Source organism: Pseudomonas sp. WS 5051, from assembly GCF_012985715.1.
In the GTDB taxonomy this organism is placed as follows: Bacteria; Pseudomonadota; Gammaproteobacteria; order Pseudomonadales; family Pseudomonadaceae; genus Aquipseudomonas; species Aquipseudomonas bubulae.
The window spans coordinates 38,990-59,667 of sequence record NZ_JAAQWV010000014.1 but is presented as its reverse complement, the minus strand read 5'-3'; the positions used below and the strand labels follow the sequence as shown (position 1 = coordinate 59,667).

The following is a 20,678-nucleotide window of genomic DNA, read 5'->3' as shown; positions in this document are numbered from 1 at the left end:
AAATCACAATGAGTGCAAAAGTCTGGCTGGTGGGCGCAGGGCCGGGTGATCCGGAACTGCTGACGCTCAAGGCCGTGCGCGCCCTGCGCGAAGCAGATGTCGTATTGATTGACGATCTGGTCAATGACGCGGTGCTGGAGCATTGCCCCGCTGCGCGGGTGATTTCGGTGGGCAAACGCGGAGGGTGCCGTTCGACTCCACAGGCGTTTATTCATCGCCTGATGCTGCGTTATGCCCGCCACGGCAAATGCGTGGTTCGACTCAAGGGCGGCGACCCATGCATTTTCGGCCGTGGCGGCGAAGAGGCACAGTGGTTGCGTGAACACGGGGTTGAGGTGGAACTGGTCAATGGCATCACGGCCGGCCTGGCTGGCGCGACGCAATGCGCTATCCCCCTGACCCTGCGCGGCGTGGCCCGTGGCGTGACGCTGGTGACGGCACACACCCAGGATGACAGCCAGGTGAACTGGCAGGCGCTGGCGCAAAGCGGCACGACCCTGGTGGTGTATATGGGGGTAGCAAAGTTGAGCGAGATCCGCGAACAATTGCTGGCGGGCGGCATGACGGCGGACATGCCGGTGGCCATGATCGAAAATGCCTCCCTGCCCCACCAGCGCGAATGCCGCAGCGACCTGACGGCGATGGAGAAAGATGCCCAGGCGTTTGAACTCAAGAGCCCGGCGATTCTGGTGATTGGTCGCGTGGCAGCATCCAGCGCGGCACAACCATCACGGGAGGAGAATGTGTGGGAGCCGGGCTTGCCCGCGATGCAGGCAACCCGCTAGTTCTGAAGGGAATTTTAACTGTGGGAGCGAGCCTGCTCGCGAACGACTTTCGCGAGCAGGCTCGCTCCCACAGGGAGAGTTGACCGGCAACAGAGTATCTACAGAAATGGCGCAGAAGGGGTGATCTCAAACGACCCCCTTCGCCTCAACGTTTACCCCGCTGCGGGCCACAAGCCACGCGCAAAGCGACTTGTGACTGAGCCAAATCGACCCCCGCCGTCATCCCGGTGTCATGGGGCTTTGTTTCCTTGACGGGCATTCAGCCCTCAAGGAGCCCCCATGATTCGCCCCACATTACTGGCCCTCGCGCTTTTTTCCGTGATCAACAGCGCTTGCGCCGCCCCCGACACGCCGCTGCCCCACTCCCCCGGCGCGCCTTATGCCGCCAGTGGCCTGGCCGACCGTATCGTGCTGACCCCCGGGGCCGATCCTGCCAGGGAAATGGCCGTTACATTCCGCACCGATACCCGCCAGCAGACCAGCCAGCTGCAACTGGCTCCTGCCCTCGATGGCCCGCAACTGGCCAAGGCGGCGCATGAGGTCCAGGGCACAAGCATCAGCCTGGACAACGAGAACGGCGCGGCGTTGTTCCACCAGGTACGCCTGCACGACCTGCAGCCGGGCACGGCCTATGTGTACCGGGTCAAGGGCAGCGACGGCTGGAGTGAGTGGTTGCAGTTCCACACTGCGACCAAGACTTTCAAGCCGTTCAACTTTATTTATATGGGCGATGTGCAGAACGACATTCTGTCACTGGCCTCGCGCAGCATTCGCCAGGCCTTGCAGAGCGTGGCCAACCCCGCGTTGATCGTGCATGCCGGGGACCTGGTGTCGCAACGCGAAGACCTGGTACACGACGATCAATGGGGCGAATGGAACCAGGCAGGTGGTTTCAATTACGGGATGATTCCCCAGCTAGTGGCCGCCGGCAACCACGAATACCTCGACGGCCTCAACCCCGACGGCAGCGAAACCCGCACTCTCGGGCCGCACTGGAGCCGCCAGTTCGCCCTGCCGCAAAACGGTGTTGATGGGCTCAAAGACACCACCTACTTTGTCGACTATCAGGGTGTGCGGTTTATCGTCCTTGATGGCACCTCGGCGCTCGATATGGGCACCCTTGATCAACAGACCCGCTGGCTTGAGCAGAGCCTGAAAACCAGCCCCGCACGCTGGAATATCGTGGTCACTCACCAGCCGGTCTACACCTGCGCCCGCCCCGAAGATACCGAGCCGTTGAAAACTGCCTGGAAGCCGCTGTTCGAGCGTTATGCGGTGGATCTGGTGTTGCAGGGCCATGATCACTGCTACAGCCGTGTCAGCAACGAGGCCGGGCGTGTTGCGTCCAAAGCCGCACAAGCCGGCGGCAAGATTCAGGGACCGGTGTATATGGTCTCGGTAGCGGGTTCGAAGATGTATGGCCTCAATGACCGGGCCCGGCAGCAACCAGATCGCAGTGCTGAAGAAACCCAGCTGTACCAGACGGTCGACGTACAGGACTCAAGGCTGAAGGTGCGCAGCTACACCGCGGCTGGCAAGTTGTATGACGCCTTTGACCTGGAGCGCGACGGCAAAAATCGCAACCACTTGCGCGAGCCGGTGAAAAACCTGCCCGCCGAACGCGCCTGCACGCAAACGGCTGGCCCCGACGGCTTCGCCTGCAGCTCAAGGGCCAAGTAACCCGCTGCTACGGGAAAACTTCAACTGTGGGAGCGAGCCTGCTCGCGAACGACCTTCGCGAGCAGGCTCGCTCCCACTGGAAGGTATCTACAGGGTTCGGGGGCACCTCACTGCTCTAGGTGATCGGCGCCGGATTGAACAGGGTGATGTCGTTGTGCAATTTGTGCTGCTCGGCCCAGGTGTGTTGTTTACCGCTGGCCACGTCCAGGTAGTAATGGAACAGCTCCCAGCCCAGTTCCTCGATGCTCGCGCGCCCGGTGGCGATGCGCCCGGCGTCGATATCGATCAGGTCCGGCCAGCGTCGGGCCAGCTCAGTGCGGGTCGAGACTTTCACCACCGGTGCCATGGCCAACCCATAAGGCGTGCCGCGACCTGTGGTGAATACGTGCAGGTTCATACCGGCGGCCAGTTGCAAAGTACCGCAGACAAAATCGCTGGCAGGCGTGGCACAAAAAATCAGGCCCTTGCCCTTGACCCGTTCGCCGGGCCCCAGCACGCCATTGATCGCGCTGCTGCCGGATTTGACGATGGAGCCCAGGGACTTTTCGACAATATTCGACAGCCCGCCTTTCTTGTTCCCCGGCGTGGTGTTGGCGCTGCGATCCGCCTCACCCTTGGCCAGGTAACGGTCGTACCAGTCCATTTCACGCACCAGTTCTCGGGCGACGGTTTCGTTGGCAGCACGGGAAGTCAGCAGGTAGATAGCGTCGCGCACTTCGGTGACTTCGGAAAACAGCACCGTCGCCCCTGCCCGCAGCAGCAGGTCCGAGGCAAAGCCCAACGCCGGGTTGGCAGTGATGCCGGAGAACGCATCGCTGCCACCGCACTGCATACCCAAAATCAGCTCGGACGCAGGCACGGTTTCGCGGCGACGTTGATCGAGTTTTTTCAACCGCACTTCGGCCAGCGCCATGATCTGTTCGATCATTTCGGTAAAGCCGTGGCTGGAGTCCTGCAAGCGGTACAACCACGGCTCGCTCAAGTCCACTGAGCTGTCGTTTTCGTGCATCACCTGGCCGGCCTGGAGCTTTTCGCAGCCCAGACTGATCACCAGTGCTTCGCCACCCAAGTTGGGGTTGCGCGCCAGGTTGCGCACGGTACGGATCGGGATATAGGCGTCGGTGGCGCTGATCGCCACGCCGCAGCCGTAGCTGTGGGTCAGGGCCACCACATCATCGACATGCGGGTAACGGGGCAACAACTCGTCCTTGATACGCTTGACCGCATGGTCCAGCACGCCGGTCACACACTGCACGGTGGTGGTGATGCCGAGGATATTGCGCGTCCCGACCGTGCCATCGGCGTTGCGATAACCCTCGAAGGTGAAGCCCTCAAGTGGCATTTGCGGTGCGGGAACATCGGTGGCCAGTGGCAGGCTATCGAGCGGCGGTGCGGTGGGCATGCGCAGTTGGTCCTCATTGACCCAACTGCCCCGCGCAATGGCTTGCAGGGCATAGCCGATCACCTGACCGTAGCGGATCACCTCGCCACCTTCGGCAATAGCCGCCAGCGTGACCTTGTGGCTCTGGGGGACAAAATCCACCGTCACCAGCCCGTCGGCAAACACAGTACCCGCCGGTACGCCCTGGTCGTTGACCACCACCGCGACATTATCCCGCGGGTGCAGGCGGATCGAGCGCGGTGAGTCGGAATGTTCAATCAACGTCATGACGCCGCTCCTCAAATATGGACAGGTAAAATGTCAGCGATTTTCGGGTCGCTGGTCGGTGGTTCTTTAAGTACCACACGCTTGATCGGGCCGACGATCACCAGATAGCTGAAGACCGCCACCAGTGCGTTGCAACCGACAAACACCAGCGCCCATTTGAACGAGCCGGTGGCACTGATGATGTAGCCAATGACGATCGGGGTAGTGATGGAGGCGATGTTACCGAAGGTATTGAACAGGCCGCCGCTCAAGCCGGCGATCTGCTTGGGCGAGGTGTCGGAAACCACGGCCCAGCCCAGTGCGCCCACGCCCTTGCCGAAGAAGGCCAGGGCCATAAAGCCCACCACCATCCATTCAATGTCCACATAGTTGCAGGCCACGATACTGCTCGATACCAGCAGGCCGGCGATGATCGGCGCCTTGCGGGCGAAGGTCAGGGAGTGGCCCTTGCGCAGCAGGTAATCGGAAATGACCCCGCCCAGCACGCCGCCGATAAACCCGCAGACCGCCGGCAGTGAGGCAATAAAACCGGCCTTGAGGATGGTCATGCCGCGATCCTGCACCAGGTACACCGGGAACCAGGTCAGAAAGAAATAAGTGATGCCATTAATGCAGTACTGACCCAGGTAAACGCCGAGCATCATGCGATTGGTCAGCAGTTGGCGTATGTAGTCCCACTTGGGGCCGTCGGCCTTTTTGCCTTTCTGGTCCATGTCGACCATGCCGCCGTTGTCGGCGATGTGTTTGAACTCCGCTTCGTTGATGCGCGGGTGCTCACGCGGGCTGTAGATCACTTTGAGCCAGATGCCCGAGAAGACGATGCCGAACACACCCATCACGATAAAGACGTGCTCCCAACCGTAGGAATACACGATCCAGCCCATCAACGGTGCAAACAGCACGGTGGCAAAGTATTGCGCCGAGTTGAAAATAGCTGAGGCCGTGCCACGTTCGGCGGTGGGGAACCAGGCGGCCACGATGCGGGCGTTGCCGGGAAAGGACGGCGCTTCGGCCAGCCCCACCAGAAAACGCAGCATGAAGAGCGCCACCACGGCCGTGGACATGCCGAATTCACCGACAAAGCCTTGCAGCACGGTGAACAGGGACCAGGTAAAGATGCTCAGAGCATAGATTTTTTTCGAGCCGAACCGGTCGAGCAACCAGCCACCGGGGATTTGCCCGGCCACATAGGCCCAGCCAAATGCGGAGAAGATATAGCCCAGGGTCACGGCGTCGATGCCGAGGTCTTTTTGCAGGCTGGAACCTGCGATGGCGATAGTGGCACGGTCGGCATAATTGATCGTGGTCACCAGAAAAAGCATGAGCAAAATCAAATAACGGACATGCGTCGGCTTGGTCGCTTGCATGTAGTACTACTCCCACTGATTATTTTTATGTGCGGGTTAATCTGTTTTGGCTGTAGCTGACGGGTGGAACTTATGTGGGAGCTGCGTGAGCCACCGATCGTATTCCTTTACGTAAAAAGCCGCTGATTACTCAGCGGCCTTGGTCATTGCTTACTGCGGACCTTGCTTGTCGATCAAGGCTGCCAGCGCCTCGTACTCGTCCGGCAGCAGATCGGTCAGCGGGGTACGCACCGGGCCTGCGCCGTAACCGGAAATGGTGGCCCCGGCCTTGACGATGCTGACCGCGTAGCCGGCTTTGCGGTTGCGGATGTCCAGGTACGGCAGGAAGAACTCATCGATGATCTTGCCGATCGTGCCGTGATCGTCACGGGCCACCGCACGGTAGAACTCCATCGCGGTTTTCGGGATAAAGTTGAACACCGCCGAAGAGTAAACCGGAACGCCCAGTGCCTTGTAGGCCGCGGCGTACACTTCGGCCGTCGGCAAGCCGCCCAGATAGCTGAAGCGATCACCCAGGCGGCGACGGATCGACACCATCAATTCGATATCGCCCAGGCCATCCTTGTAGCCGATCAGGTTGGGGCAGCGCTCGGCCAGACGTTCCAGCAGCGGTGCGGTCAGACGGCAAACGTTGCGGTTGTAGACGATCACGCCGATGTTTACCGACTTGCACACAGCCTCAACGTGGGCGGCAACGCCGTCCTGGCTGGCTTCAGTCAGGTAATGCGGTAACAGCAGCAGGCCTTTGGCGCCCAGGCGCTCGGCTTCTTGAGCGTATTCGATGGCCTGGCGGGTCGAACCGCCGACACCGGCCAGGATCGGCACGCTGGTAGCGCAGGTATCGACTGCGGTTTTGATCACTTGCGAATATTCGCTGGCTGCCAGGGAGAAGAACTCACCCGTGCCGCCAGCGGCAAACAGGGCCGAAGCGCCGTACGGAGCCAGCCATTCCAGACGTTTGATGTAACCCTCAGGGTGGAAATCACCTTGAGCATTGAAGTCGGTTATCGGAAAGGACAACAGACCGGAAGAGAGGATGGACTTCAGTTCTTGTGGATTCATTATTCGAACACCCTGGGAGCACATTGTGATGAGAAATACGTTAGCGATTCGTTGCGTCGTACGTCATCGTACAACTTAAAAAACGAACGTCAATCTCATTTCTTGAAATCGTGGCTGCCCTGGGGCGAATCAGTTTCGATAAAAACAAAAAAACCCGTCTAGTACGGGCTTTGGTGGAGTGTGGTGAAAGTGAAATTTAATTTTTGGTAAGTGACAGGTTGTCGTAGAACAGCTCATCTTACGCAGCAATACCCTGTGGGAGGGGCTTGCTCGCCATGCAAGCGCCGCGTTCTGTCAGGCAATCCGCGTCGATACGATCGCGGCCAAGCCCGCTCCCACAGGTGGAGGACGCCCTACCCGCGCTGCGCCTCTGCCTCTTCATGGGCATGGCGCAGGCGCTCGCGGCTGTTGGTCAGGTGCAGGCGCATGGCAGCGCGGGCCGCTTCCGAATCCTGACGGGCAATAGCCTGGTAGATTTCTTCGTGTTCACGGTTCAGGCGGTCCATGTACTGCTGCTGGTCATCATGGGCCAGACGCGCCGAATTGAGCCGGGTTCGCGGGATAATGCTGGTGCCCAGGTGAGTCATGATGTCCGTGAAGTAGCGGTTGCCGGTCGACAGTGCAATCTGCAAATGGAACTGAAAATCCGAGGCCACGGCATCTCCGTTACGCGCGGTGTTTTCATTCAGGGCATCCAGCGCTGCGCGCATTGCGGCCAGTTGTTCGGCACTGCGACGCTGCGCCGCCAGCCCTGCAGATTCAACCTCCAGGCTGATGCGCAACTCAAGAATCGCCAGCACATCGCGCAATGTGACGACAGTTGCCGGATCGATGCGAAAACCGCTCGGGCTCGGTGTATCCAGCACAAAGGTGCCGATGCCGTGTCGCGTCTCGACTTGCCCTGCGGCCTGCAGTCGGGAAATGGCCTCGCGCACCACCGTACGGCTAACACCATGGGCTTCCATGATCGCCGACTCGGTGGGCAACTTGTCGCCGCGCTTGAGCATGCCGTCGCGGATCTGCTCGGACAGCACCGTCACCAACTCTTGCGCCAGGCTGCGGCGCTTGCGAGGGAGGCGGGGTACGTCGTTGTGGTTTTCCATGGTGAACATTTTTCTCGAAATCAAAAGGATCGGAAGCATTGATGATTAAAGCAGCTGATCTATCGCCTTGGCCGACCTGAACACTGCGAAATCGCGCCCCCGTATGGACGCATCATAGCTCAAGGTGGTTGTACGATCACCTGCTGACACATGACAACGCAAAACCCCAAGGGGCTGGCCTGCCTGTAATACGGGCGCTGCGGTCTGGCTGGCCGGGTCACGGTATCGCGAGCAGGCTCGCGCCTACTGTTCCCCGGCGACCATCAGACGGTCAGTGGCAAAGGCTGCTCAGCCTCGACATCGCTCACGGCCAATGTGTCGTCCGGTACCCAGAACAAAAACGGGTCTTTGGCCGGACGGTTATCATGGGCCCGCACACGGCCCTCCTCGGTGACTGTTCCTGCGCGTTCAAAGCCATATACCTGACGGCGCTCGACATGAATGCTCGGCGCCGCGCCTTCGCCGCTGGCAGGCTCGATGTTCATTGCCTTCAAGGTAGCCAGCAAATCATCAATGATCTGCTGACGATCAAGGGTAAAAGCCGATGCAAAGCAACGCCAGAAACGCCAGCCCGCCCGCTCCAGAATACGCTGGCGACGCATGTCGCTGTCCCAGCGGTCCGGGCCGTGGAAGCGGTCGCCGTCACATTCGATGGCCAGGCGACTGTCGTTGTCGCCCTCGACCACCATGTCGATGCGATACGCGCCAACGCCCACCTGCGGAATCACCCGATAGCCACGCTGGGTCAGCTCATCGTACATCTCCTGCTCGAAGCCGGATTCGCACAACTCGCGCAGATCACTGACCTGCGCAGCATCCTGGGTAAAAGGGCTTTCAAAGTGCTCAATCAGGCCGCGGCGCAAACTGTCCACAGGGCTGAGGTCGGTCAGCTCGACACTGCGCACCAGGTACATGCGATCCCGTGCCCGCGAAGCGGCCACGTTGAAGCGCTGGGCTATCGAGTCGCGGCTGTTGGCAAAGCAATCGCCGGGAGAGGCCACCATGCTCAGGAACATGATGTCGCGCTCCTTGCCCTGGAACGTGCGGGCATCGCCACAGCTGATCTGGAACTGAGTAATAGCCTCTTCACCCAGCTCCTTGGTCAGCATCTGCATGATCTTTTGCGCTTGCTCGGCGCCCAGCAGCGAGACCACGCCGATGCTGCGTCCAGTGATCTGCGGCAGGGCGATCAGGCGGCGAATTTCCTCGACGATCACCTGGGCTTCGCCAAGGTTGAACTTGCCTTTCTTCTCCCCGTCCATCACCAGCAGATCCACCAGCGGCGGGTCAAGACGCTCAGTCATCAACGGCAGGCGCAGCGGTTTGAGTTCGTGGTTGTAGAACTCTCGCTTGGAGTATTCGATGATCGGCGCCACACAGCGAAAATGCTCGCGCAGCATGGTGCCGCTCTTGGCAAATACCACTTTGAACAGGTCATACAGCGAACGCTCGGGCGACATCAAGGGCCGATACAGGCCCACCTGATTGCCCAGAAAGCGCGCCATCATGTTCTGCACGCGCTCTTCTTCCATGCCGATACCATCGGGCGATACTTGTTTGTCATCGCCCACCACCAGCACTTTTTTCGCCCGCAGCAACGCCGGCAATGCACTGAGATCCGACTGCGACGCTTCGTCGATAATCACCAGGTCAAAGGCACCGTACTGCGCGGGCAGGCTTTCGCAAATGCGGTAATGCGGCATGATCCAGCACGGGATGGCCGAGATCGCCACATCGGCCGCCAGTCGCGCATCCTGACGATAACGCCCGGCGCGTACGCCGGTGCCCTTGCCGATCTTGCGGATTGCGGTGCGGTACAGCTCAAGGGCTGCCCTGACACTCGGCGTGGCGTTTTCCGACAGCCGCAGCCAGGTTCGTTTGACCACCGCATCCTGATAAAGACGCGACAGACTCAGCTCCAGCTCACCGCGTAACTTGAACAATCGCTTGAGGTCTTCGCGTCCGTCGATGCTTTCGAGGTAGCGGGCCAGACGGCTCAGGCGCCACACATCCAGGCAGTTGTCCGGGAGCAGGCCGTCGACCGGCCCGACGACCGGCTCTTCACGCAAACGGGCGGCCCAGAGCAGGCCGCCGCTTTGCGCGATCAGGTCGGTTACCCGCTGTACGGTCTCAAGGGCACTGGCCAGGGCCATCACCCGGCGCAACTCGTCCATCAGCGCGGACCACCGGGTTTGCAGTAAGGCGGTATCAACCTGAGGCTGACCAAGGCTCAAATCCAGAAAGCCTTGCAACTGCTCACTGATATCGCCACCACACCCGGCCAGGGCTTTGTTGAAGGTTTCCTTGATGGCCCAGGTGGCCGCCAGGCGATGGCGTATCAGGTAGTGTCGCAGGATGCTTTCGGCCTCGGCCAATACCGATGCGTTGCTGCGCAACTGGCTAACCTCGGCCCAGTCCGGGAGCAGCTGCTTGAGTTCGCGGTGGGCACGGGCTTCGCCCTGCTCTGTGAGCACAATGGCATCGAACTGCTCGATCGCCCGGGCCGCTGCCATCAGTTGTTCGGCGTCGGTTTCCAGCGTCGGCAAGGGTATTTCGGCGGCCAGCGCATTCCAGCGCAGCAGCAAGGTACGGCTGTGTTGCTGGAAGTGCACAAAGGCTTGCACATGCTGCCAGTCCTGGTCGCTTTGCGGCTTGCTGCCCAACACCACAATGGTGTCCAGCAACTGTTTTTGCGTGCCCTTGCCAAGCAGGCCGGACAAGCCGAACGGGCGTCGCCCCTGGGCCATGTTATCGATAGCTGCTACCACCTCGGGTTGCGCATGCAACTCGAACGACAGGCTTACCGGTCGTGCCACAAAGGCCTTGCGCCCTGCCAGCGCGTCTTCGATCTCGCCCTTGAGGCTGGCAAACAGCGCCAGCACATCATCGTTGCCACCACGCATCAGACAAGCCTGCATGGGCGCGGCCCAGCTGTGGCCCGAGGTGCTGATCTGTGTGCGCAGGGTTTGCAGTTGGCCCAAATGCTCGACCAGCGCCTGGGCCTGCTCCAGGGTTTCGGCACTGTTATCCAGCAGGCGCGGCACTTCGCCGGTGCTTTCCTTGAGCTGCAGCTGGCTTTCCTGAGCCAGATCCTGATGCACCTGAATCAGTGTCTGCGCGTCCGGGAAGTCAGCCAGCTGCGGCAGTTTCTGGCCCAGGTAGGCCAGTGAGTCCTTGAGTTCAAGCCGGGCTTCGCGCAAGGCGATGATGTCTTGCAACGTAAAGCGCGGACGATACGCTTCGTCCACGCCGATCCGGTCGGTAAAACCGCTGATTTCATCTTGGGCCGCCGCAACCTGCAAGGCCGCATGGGTAGGGCTCAGGCGCTCACCGTCGATCTCCAGGTCCGACAGATTACGCTCGGCCCAATGAGTGATCTCACGATCAACGCCGGCCATCTGACCATGAAGGGTGTTGATTTCGTCGTCAATCTGCCCGATTTCGCGCTTATACAGCGCACGATCGATGCGCTGTACTTCAGCTGAGATCTTTTGAATGGCAAACTCGAACTGCTTCATGCCGTCCGCTTCACTGCTCAACAAACTGATTGCCAGCGGACGTATGGCTTCCGGGAGTTTTTCCTGCAGCACCGCCAGGGCCGGGTCTTTCATCGACGTCACCAGCACCCGCTTGCCATTGGCCAGGTAATGGCTGATGACGTTGGCGATGGTATGGGTCTTGCCCGTACCGGGCGGGCCCTGCACCACAACGCCATCGTGCACTTGCAGCAGCTGGATGATTTGCACCTGCTCATCGTTGTACGGTTTGGGGAAATACAGCTCCTGGGCTTTTGCCGCCGGCGCATCATCCCCCTGGGTACCGCTGACGTAGGACAAACCACGAAACGGTGGCAGGACCACATCTTCCAGCACACTGGACGGTTCGGTGAGAATGGCCCGCAAGGCCGCCGGCAGCTCACCGGCCTCCTCGATCCCGGCTTCAAAGCGACCCAGGTCTTCAATAAACATATTGCTGTCGCGGGCGCGGGCAAACAGGCACCAGGTATCGGTGACACACAAGAACTCGGCAGCCTTGGGGACGGATCGATCGCCCTCGGCCAGCGTCACCGGCAAAAACTGACCATGGGCATCGAGCAGGGTCGATGCTGAACGAATTACCGGCTCGTAGCTGGCGGCGTTGAACGGGCTGATGCCGGCCTGATCCTGTTGGAAAAAATCCTTGGCCAGGGTTGCCAGCGGCCCGACACCGGCAATATCGGCCGCCACATAGGCATCCACTTCCAGGTGTGGCTCGGCAGCGCGCGGACGCACTTCAATGGCCATGCTGTCGGGGTTGATGGCGATCTCCACCAACTGGCTAATTAACGGGTAATGGATGACACCGACCACGGGATGTTCCCACGTCGAAACCCCCAGGCCCCACACCAGTTCCAGCTGCGCATCCCCCAGGTTGCCCTGCATCTGTTGCACCAGCATAAAAAGCTCGGCATACAGTTCGATGCTTTTGCGCCGCTGTTTTTCCTCAGCGGCCCACAGGCGCCAGGCCGTTTGGCTGTAAGACTTGAATTGCGCACGGATCTCGCCAGCATCCAGGCAGTCTTCCAGATTGACCCACTCTTCGACAGCGACGTCTTCCCCGATCTGCAGAGCTACAGGCATCAAGCGCGAGCGTTCGTCCTCGGAGATCGCCGTGCTGTTGATCAGGACCTCCCGTGCCAGGCGGACCTTGAGTGCCGGTTCGGTCTGCGGCGTGCCCTTGAGTTCGATCCACAACCCCAGCAGCGGGCTGAGGGGCGCCGGTGGCTTGCGCTCATGCAGACGTTCGAGCTGCAGCCAGACTTCGTCTTCCTCGCCGTTGTGCAGATCCAGGCTGACCCCGGGCAACGCCCGCAATTTTTCTTCGCTGGCACTGAAGGCGCTGTGTTGGCTAAGTGTTAACGCCGGCCGCTTTTGCATCAGCGCGGTCTGTTTAACAAATTCAATCAGGCCGGCAAGACGGGCACGTACTGTTTCCATGGGTGAGCTGAACCACTTCGATAAGGGGGCACTTCGACAGAATCTGGAAGCGCCGAGTAAAAGCGAAATTTCTTACAATGGCCGACACGATACAGAGGTTCTGGTGGTATTCGGATACATCATTTTGTAAAACCTGTTCGCTATACATGACGACCTTATTATTACAAAAAAGGTCGTTCGTCATGCCCGCCTCACCCCAGCGTCTTGCGCTCACCCTTGCACTGCTGAGTACCAGCTGTTTATCCCCTGTGGCGTTTGCCAAAGCGGCCCTCCTCAGCACCGCCAGCACCGACAGCCTGACCCTCAATGGCAACGACACCCTGACGTTGACGCCCAGCGGCAGCCTGACCACCACCAAGGTGGCGGTCACTCTGAAAGACGACACCCGCGGCTCAGGTGTCGTCATCGACAACGCCGGCAGCTTGATCTCGACAGGCGGGCGAGCCATCGATACCAGCGGCAGTACCCGTGGTGAACGCAACTACAGCATTATCAATCGCAGCGGCGCGACGATTCAGGGCAGTAACGATGCTTTGCGAATCGACACCAATTTCACCAGTGGCAGTGTGTTGATCGACAACAGTGGCACTGTGCGCTCGACCGGCAGTGGCCAGGCCATCGACCTCGACTCGCTGCGCAGCGAGGGTGTCCAGACCACCCTTATCAACCGCGAGGGTGGGCTGATCCGCGGCGAATTCAGTGACGGCATGAAAACCGGTTCCAACGCCACAATCCTCAACTACGGCGAGATTTCATCGGGTGATGCCCTGACCGACGACAACAAATTCGACGGCATCGATATTGACTCGGCAACCGGCGTGACCGTGACCAACCACGGCACCCTTTCAGGTGGTCGCCACGGCATGACCACCGATCTGGGCGCAACCCTGGTCAACTACGGCGAAGTCACCGGGCGCAACGGCTCGGGCTTTGGTTCGGACGGCAACGGCACCGTGATCAATTACGGCACCATCACCGGCGCCTACTCCGGGCTCAAGCCCAACGGTGACGGCGATGGCGTGGATATCGACCTGATCGCCCATATCGAAAACTATGGGGTGATTCAGGGCACCGGCGCCGGTGGCGTCGATAAAAACGGCTTTGCCAATGGCAGCGAAGGTATCGCCCTTGGCGGGGGTTATCTCTACAACGCCGCAGGTGCACTCATCAGTGGCGCCAACAATGCGGTGCTGGTGGATGACGGCAGCGATGGCCCCGGGGTCGCGGCCACCCGACTGATCAATAACGGCACAATCAAAGGGCTGGACGGTTTTGCCGTCAGATTTGTGGGAGAGTTCGATGATGTGGTCAGCAACAAGGGGCTGATCAGTGGCAGCAATGGTCTGGCCCTGGACCTCGGCGGCGGCGATGACCACCTGACCCTGGGCAGCGCCAGCCGCTTCGACGGCCTGGTGGACGGCGGTAGCGGCTACGACCGGGTGACATTGGATGACCCGGCCGGTGGCCGCTTCGGCAATAGCCAGAACGTTGAATGGCTGGACGTGAAGTCCGGCAGCTGGACCCTCACCAGCCACAACGACTTCAGTGACGGCGGCGAGGTGTTCAGCGGCGCCCGCCTGGTCAACCTGGGAGCCATCAGCGGCGCTATCACTGTCGATGAAGGTGGCATGTATGCCGGTGGTGGCAGCGTCGCCAACCTGCAGGTCAACGGCACACTGCAAACCGACACGCAGCTGGGCAGCGCCACCATCAGCCATGACTTGACCCTGAGCAGCGGCGCGACCCTGGCCTATGGCGTCAATGCCGATGGCAGCAGCGCACCGGTGCAGGTTGGCGGCACCGTCCACCTCAATGGCTCGACCCTGGCCATCAATGCCGGTAGCGGTACCTATCCGTGGCTAAGCCAGTACAGGGTGCTGAACGCAGCGGCCATCGACGGCACCTTTGGCAAAGTCACCAGCGATTACGCCTTCCTCACCCCGACCCTCAACTACACCCCCACCAGCGTCGAGCTGACCTATGCGCGCAATGACGTAGCATTTACCGATTATGCCAGCAGCGCCAACGGCCACAGTGCGGCCATCGGCCTGAGCCAGCTAAAGGCCGGCAACGCGCTGTATAACGCCCTGCTCAACACCTCGGCACAGACGGCGGGCGCCGCCATCGAGCAGCTATCCGCCAGCAGCAATGCGAGCCTGGGCAGCGCCACACTGGGCGCCTCTTTGCAGGTGGGCAGCAGCATGCTGGCGGCCATGCAGTCGTTGGGCGCAGGCGGTGGCCTACAGGTTGCCAGTGCAGCCAATGATACCCCTGCCCTGGCCGCCACGGGCCTGGTGCCGGGCGTGCGCAACCTCAACGACCCGAATGCCCGGGGCAGGCTCTGGCTGCAGGGCCTGGGCAGCTATGGCCGGCTGGACGCAATCCACGGCAACAGCGACCTGACCCAACGTACCAAAGGCGGTGTACTGGGTGCCGACTGGGCGCTAACCCCGGACTGGCGCATGGGCGTACTGGGCGGCTACTCAAAAACCGACGTGGACAGCACCGGCATGGAGGGCAGGGTCAACAGCTGGCACGCGGGCGCCTATGCCATCCACCAGAGCGGTGCGCTGGCCCTGCGCCTGGGGGCGGCGTATAGCGGCCATAACGGCGACAGCAAACGCAGCGTGATATTCAACAGCTTCAGCGATCAGCCCAAGGGGGACTACCACGCCAGCAGCCAGCAGGCTTTTGCCGAACTGGGCTACGCCCTGGGCAGCGGTCGTCTGAGTGCCGAGCCGTATGCCAACCTGGGTTATCAGCGTTATCAACGTGACAGCTACACCGAAAAAGGCGGTGCCGCGGCGTTGCAGGTTGACCGGCAAACCCAGGACAACTTCAGTAGCACCCTGGGTGTACGGCTGGCGCATCTGAACCAGCTCGAAAACGGCATGAGCATCACACCCCGCCTGAGCGCTGGCTGGAAACACCTCTATGGTGATGTCAGCAGCTCAACCAACCAGGCCTTTGTGCTGGGCGGATCGGCCTTTGATGTCGAGGGCAGTGCGCTGGATCGCAACTCGCTGGTGCTGGAGGCCGGGCTGGATCTTGGCGTCTCTGCCAGGCAGACCCTGGGGGTGGGCTATACCGGCGATATCGGCAGCAACAGCCGCAACCACGGGCTGATGGGGCAGTGGCAGATGAGGTTTTGATCAAGCGGTGCGTGGAATACTTGTAGCAGCTGCCGAGGAACGAAGGCTGCGTTCGAGGGCGAAGATCTCGTAAAACCTGAGCGTTCAATCTATCTGATGCAGCGAAGTGTCTGATTTCACGACGGCTTCGCCGCCGAACGCAGCCTTCGTTCCTCGGCAGCTGCTACAGGTGTTTATACACAAAAAAAAGGCCCTCCCCGATACCGGGGAGGGCCTTTCGTTTAACGCCGGGGGTTAGCCCAGGTTAACGCCAAAGTTCGAAGCCAATGGCGCCAGGCCACCGGCAAAGCCCTGACCAATTGCCTTGAACTTCCACTCTTCGCCATTGCGATACAGCTCGCCGAACACCATCGCGGTTTCGGTCGAAGCGTCTTCGCTCAGGTCAAAACGTGCCAGCTCCTTGCCGTCAGCCTTGTTCAGAACGCGAATGTAAGCGTTGGATACCTGGCCGAAGTTTTGCTTGCGGCCATCCGCTTCGTGAATGGTCACCGCGAAAGCCAGTTTTTTGGCTTCTTGCGACAGACCCGACAGGTTGACGTTTACTTGCTCATCATCACCGTCGCCGGCGCCCGAGCGGTTGTCGCCCTGGTGCACAACGTTGCCGTCGGGCGAAGTCTTGTTGTTGTAGAACACAAAGCTGCCGTCGTTCAGCACTTTGCCGTTCTCACCAACGATAAACACCGAGGCGTCCAGGTCGAACTCCTGACCGTCAGTAACCCGTGGGTCCCAACCCAGGCCTACAACCACTTCGGTCAGGCCAGGTGCTTCTTTGGTCAGGGAGACGTTGCCGCCTTTACTCAGACTTACTGCCATGTTCGTGAACCCTTATATGAAAAGTTGATGGGGTGCAGATTAAAACTTCAGGCCGTAGCTTTCCGCCAATGGCTTGAGACCGCCAGCAAAGCCCTGGCCCACAGCGCGGAACTTCCACTCGGCGCCATTGCGATACAGCTCGGCAAAGATCATCGCGGTTTCGGTGCTGGCGTCTTCTGCCAGGTCATAACGCGCCACTTCACTGTTGTTGTCCTGGTTCACAATGCGGATGAAAGCATTGCGCACCTGACCGAAGTTTTGACGGCGAGCGTCAGCTTCGTGAATGGTCACGGTAAACGCGATCCGGTCGATGTCAGCGGGTACTTTGGACAGGTCGACCTTGATCGCCTCGTCATCGCCGTCGCCTTCACCGGTACGGTTGTCGCCCGTGTGTTCAACCGAGCCGTCCACGCTTTTGAGCTGGTTGTAAAAAATGAAATCGGAGTCAGCGCGTACTTTACCGTCAGCCTTGAGCAAGAAAGCGCTCGCATCCAGGTCGAAGTCTTGACCATCGGTGGAGCGAGCATCCCAGCCCAGACCCACGAGGACTTTGGTCATCCCGGGGGCTTCTTTGGACAGAGACAGGTTGCCGCCTTTGGAAAGGGAAAGTGCCATGTGTAATTCTCCTTAGTAATGTGCGATCAAGCTTTCGTGTCGTTGTTAACGTCGGATTGCTCTTCTTCCTTACCGGGAAAGATGATGCTGGCCACGATACCGATAGCCAAGACCACCAACACCACAATCAGACTGGTGTTTGGATCAATTTCATAACCATGGCCAAACAGGTGATCGGTTGCGTTCAGGGCCAGCTTGCCGGCGATAAAGAACAGCAGGGCGATAACCGCTTTTTCCAGGTGCACCAGGTAGCGTTTCAGTGCTTCGAGAACGAAGTACATGGTCCGCAGACCCAGAATGGCGAACATCATGGCCGAGTACACGATCAAGGGTTCACGGCTCACGGCAATCACTGCCGGTACGGAGTCGAAGGCAAACAGAATGTCTGAAACCTCAACCACCACCACACACAAAAACAGTGGGGTAGCAAAAAGAGCGCCCTTGCCTACAAGAGTCATTCCCTTGTTCTGCGGCTTCGTGATCTCTTTTTCAAGCTCTTTGCGTGAAACAAAGAAATTATGCCCGTGCAGCTTCGGCCAGACCGGGAACAGTTTTTTCGCAAAACGGTAGGCGATGTGCTTGGAGTAATCCTCCTCCTCATCCTCTTCCTTGCTGCGCAACATCATCACTGCGGTCCAGGCCACGACCACGGCAAACAGCACTTCGACCCAAGGGCCAAACGCCAGCAGGCCAGTACCGATCGCCACGAAAATCAGGCGGAACACAATGGCGCCGATGATGCCCCAGTACAGAACCCGGTGACGCAATGCGTCCGGGATCTTGAACCAGGCAAAAATCGCCATGAACACGAACAGGTTGTCGACGCTGAGTACTTTTTCCAGCGCGTAACCGGTAACGAACAGGCTGGCCACACTTGGGCCGTGGGCCACATACAGGTAGCCCGCAAACATGAGCGAGATCACCACCCAGAACACCGACCAGACGGCGGCGTTGGTCAGCGAGACCGGTTTATCGCTTTTGTGGGTAAACAGGTCGATTGCCAGAGCAATGACCGCCAGAGCCACAAATACAGCGATGGTAGTTGGCGGAAAGCCAATTGCCGTGTTTTCCATGATGTCCTCAGAGATCAAAATCGCCAGGGTTCAGCCCCAGCTCATTGCAGATAGTGCGGCAGGCAGCCCGCTCACTTTCATCGAAGTTGCCGTCGGCGCTACCGATTGCGCAGCAAACACGCACCAGCAGGCGGGCGGCATCTTCTTTTTTACGTAGCTGACCGATTGATTTCAGCGCTTCAGCGCGACCGATCTGCTGGTCAAATTCAAACTTTTCACACACAGCGTTGAAAGCTTTGATCACGTCCTTGACGTCAAAGACCTTCAACTCATTGGAGTTTTGAATAAATCCGACCATTTTCTGTTTTTCGTCGCTGCTGATATTGCCATCGGCAGCGGCCACCAGTGCGCAACCGGAAACCACGGCTTCCATAAACTCACGGTTCTTGAATTTGCTGACTTCCGCCGAGAGCTTGTCACGGGCGGCGCTTGCGTTGGTTTTGAGCCATTCGAGCATTGGAGTCACCTTGTCAGAAATTGCAGGTACGGCGCCTGTTTCATCAGGCGGCCACTTACAGAGCGCTCATTTGGAGCCGGCAGCCCAGCGCATACCCCAACCAAACGCTTTATCCATGTCAGAGTGGCCCTTGAAGAATTCAACCCGACGGTTGACCTTCACACTGCCACCGACGTTTTCAAGCAAAGCAATGGCGCACATGCCTTTGGTCCCGCCCTCTTCGCTCAGGCGCACTTCAATCGGCGGCTCACCCGGGATGTACAAGGTGATGACACCGTCAGTCGCCTGCCAGTTCGGGGCACCTTCGTAGATGAACGCGTAAACCAGCACGCGACGCATCTTGCGCCACTCCTTGCCATTGATGCGCAACCACTCGCCGTCACTTACCGAGCCGGTGCGGTCGTCGCCCATCAACTGGATAAACGGCTCGTCACGGAAATCACCGAAGGCATTGCCCAGGGCCTGTACCGCGCCTTTGCGGCCGTTCTCCATTTCGTACAGGCAGCCCACGTCCAGGTCGATCCCGCCCGACTTGCCGCGCAGCGAAGCAAAGAAGCCGCCGCCCCCGGCGTTGGGGTTGGTACGGTTCCAGTTGAGGTTGATCTTGATCTCGCCGAAGTCACCGTCCTTTTTCTCAAGGCTGATGGACGGACGCTGCTTGTCCAGGGTGATCTTCGACAGATTGATCTTCGCTGCCGGTGCCGGTGCCGGTGCTGGTGCTGGTGCTGGAGGCGCTGGAGGTGGCGTCGGCGCTGCAGCAGGAGCAGGAGCCGCAATATCAACCCCAAAGTGCTCGGCCAAGGGCGCAAGGCCACCGGCAAAACCCTGTGCTACGCAGCGGAACTTCCACACGCCCTGACGGCGATAGAACTCGCCGAGGATCAACGCGGTTTCCTGCATGCCCTGGGTCGGAATCGGTGCTTCGATGCCGCCGCTCACCGTTACGGTCAACTGCGGGAAGGCGTCGAAACGGGCCTTGTTCTCATAGATGGTTGCGGTGAGGGCGACTTTTTCGATGGCCTGATCAATGGCGTCCAGATTGACGCTGAACACACTGCGACCTGCAGCCGATTCCACCAGCTTGACCGCGCCATTATTGACGCTTTGCTGGCCGAAGAAGCACATGTCGTTGTCGCCACGCACCTTGCCCGACTCATTGAGCAAAAACGCAGAAACGTCCAGGTCCGCGCCGGTCACCGGGGTATAGCTGACGGTGACGCTCAGGGTACCGCTGGCAACGCCGGTGTTGGCGCCCGGGGTCAATGTGGTCATGAGCGCACCGCCTGGGCTGCGTCAGTGGCCAGATCCTGGGCGGTACGGCCATTGGCCACGGTGCCGATGGCGGTCAGGTCCCAGCCCGCCGATGTGCGGCTGATGTATGCCATGACCACGCCGGTGTGACGGCCCTTGTCCGACAGGTTGAAGCGCGCCAGCTCTTTGCCGGTCAGCTCGTCAACGATACGGCAGTAGGCGTTTTCTACCGCTTCGAAATTTTGCCCGGTAAACGAGTTCACGGTAAACACCAGGTGTTTGACCACGGCTGGCAGCTGCTCCAGGTTGACCTGGATCGACTCGTCGTCGCCATCGCCCTCACCCGTGCGGTTGTCGCCGGAGTGCACGATGGAGCCGTCTTTGGACTTGAGCTGGCGAAACCACACCAGGTCCAGCGGTTGTTTGGCACTGTCGAGCAGGATGCACGAAGCATCCAGGTCGATGGCGGTATCACTGCTCAGCAGCTTGGCGAAAAAACCGCTGGGCTTGACCGGATCCCAGCCCAGGCCCATGCGAATTTTCTTGAGACCGGCTCCCGCTTCTTTCTCGAGAGAGATGGTTTGATTCTTGGACAGCGAAATGGCCATGAAACGTCTCCTTGTCTGCACTGAAGCACGATAGGTAATTACTGATTATTGACATGCTTTGCTTGCG

General features: G+C 59.7%; 14 protein-coding genes. 3 read left to right on the top strand and 11 right to left on the bottom strand.

What is annotated here, in order from left to right; all coding sequences use genetic code 11:
- Window positions 1-8: 8 nt before the first annotated feature.
- On the top strand, window positions 9-785 hold the full coding sequence (cobA, locus tag HBN79_RS19195; RefSeq protein WP_095002496.1) for a uroporphyrinogen-III C-methyltransferase: 777 nt from the start codon (window positions 9-11) through the stop codon (window positions 783-785).
- Window positions 786-1,064: 279 nt separating this feature from the next.
- On the top strand, window positions 1,065-2,465 hold the full coding sequence (locus HBN79_RS19190; RefSeq protein WP_153379364.1) for a metallophosphoesterase family protein: 1,401 nt from the start codon (window positions 1,065-1,067) through the stop codon (window positions 2,463-2,465).
- Between the two features lie 115 nt (window positions 2,466-2,580).
- Here HBN79_RS19190 and garD read toward each other — a convergent pair whose 3' ends face one another.
- The 5 genes from garD to HBN79_RS19165 form a co-directional block, all read right to left on the bottom strand.
- Window positions 2,581-4,134: a galactarate dehydratase gene (garD, locus tag HBN79_RS19185; protein ID WP_095025637.1), complete on the bottom strand. Its 1,554-nt coding sequence runs from the start codon at window positions 4,132-4,134 to the stop codon at window positions 2,581-2,583.
- Between the two features lie 11 nt (window positions 4,135-4,145).
- Window positions 4,146-5,501 (bottom strand): MFS transporter, encoded by a 1,356-nt coding sequence (locus HBN79_RS19180; protein ID WP_095002494.1) that lies wholly within the window; start codon window positions 5,499-5,501, stop codon window positions 4,146-4,148.
- Window positions 5,502-5,651: 150 nt separating this feature from the next.
- Window positions 5,652-6,563 carry a 5-dehydro-4-deoxyglucarate dehydratase gene (gene kdgD, locus HBN79_RS19175; RefSeq protein ID WP_095002493.1) on the bottom strand — a complete coding sequence of 304 codons (912 nt, stop codon included), beginning with the start codon at window positions 6,561-6,563 and terminating at the stop codon, window positions 5,652-5,654.
- A gap of 353 nt (window positions 6,564-6,916) precedes the next feature.
- Window positions 6,917-7,666, bottom strand: coding sequence for a FadR/GntR family transcriptional regulator (locus tag HBN79_RS19170; RefSeq protein WP_095002585.1), 750 nt, complete (start codon window positions 7,664-7,666; stop codon window positions 6,917-6,919).
- Window positions 7,667-7,929: 263 nt separating this feature from the next.
- Window positions 7,930-12,642, bottom strand: coding sequence for an AAA domain-containing protein (locus HBN79_RS19165; protein WP_169917043.1), 4,713 nt, complete (start codon window positions 12,640-12,642; stop codon window positions 7,930-7,932).
- Between the two features lie 182 nt (window positions 12,643-12,824).
- Between HBN79_RS19165 and HBN79_RS19160 the strand changes: the two genes are divergently transcribed.
- Window positions 12,825-15,794 (top strand): autotransporter outer membrane beta-barrel domain-containing protein, encoded by a 2,970-nt coding sequence (locus tag HBN79_RS19160; RefSeq protein WP_169917042.1) that lies wholly within the window; start codon window positions 12,825-12,827, stop codon window positions 15,792-15,794.
- Window positions 15,795-16,028: 234 nt separating this feature from the next.
- On the opposite strand, the gene HBN79_RS19155 is transcribed toward HBN79_RS19160, so the two are convergent.
- From HBN79_RS19155 to HBN79_RS19130, 6 genes are all read right to left on the bottom strand, one after another.
- A complete protein-coding gene (locus tag HBN79_RS19155; RefSeq protein WP_095002490.1) occupies window positions 16,029-16,607 on the bottom strand; it encodes a TerD family protein in 579 nt (192 codons plus the stop codon).
- A gap of 39 nt (window positions 16,608-16,646) precedes the next feature.
- Complete coding sequence (locus HBN79_RS19150) at window positions 16,647-17,222, bottom strand: TerD family protein (RefSeq protein ID WP_016783512.1); 576 nt, start codon at window positions 17,220-17,222, stop codon at window positions 16,647-16,649.
- A 26-nt stretch (window positions 17,223-17,248) separates the two neighbouring features.
- Window positions 17,249-18,295: a TerC/Alx family metal homeostasis membrane protein gene (locus HBN79_RS19145; RefSeq protein WP_095002489.1), complete on the bottom strand. Its 1,047-nt coding sequence runs from the start codon at window positions 18,293-18,295 to the stop codon at window positions 17,249-17,251.
- Between the two features lie 7 nt (window positions 18,296-18,302).
- Window positions 18,303-18,752: a tellurite resistance TerB family protein gene (locus HBN79_RS19140; RefSeq protein ID WP_095002488.1), complete on the bottom strand. Its 450-nt coding sequence runs from the start codon at window positions 18,750-18,752 to the stop codon at window positions 18,303-18,305.
- Between the two features lie 66 nt (window positions 18,753-18,818).
- A complete protein-coding gene (locus tag HBN79_RS19135) occupies window positions 18,819-20,024 on the bottom strand; it encodes a TerD family protein (protein ID WP_130872472.1) in 1,206 nt (401 codons plus the stop codon).
- Window positions 20,021-20,611, bottom strand: coding sequence for a TerD family protein (locus HBN79_RS19130; RefSeq protein WP_169917041.1), 591 nt, complete (start codon window positions 20,609-20,611; stop codon window positions 20,021-20,023). Before HBN79_RS19130 ends, HBN79_RS19135 begins: the two co-directional genes overlap by 4 nt.
- Between the last annotated feature and the right edge of the window lie 67 nt (window positions 20,612-20,678).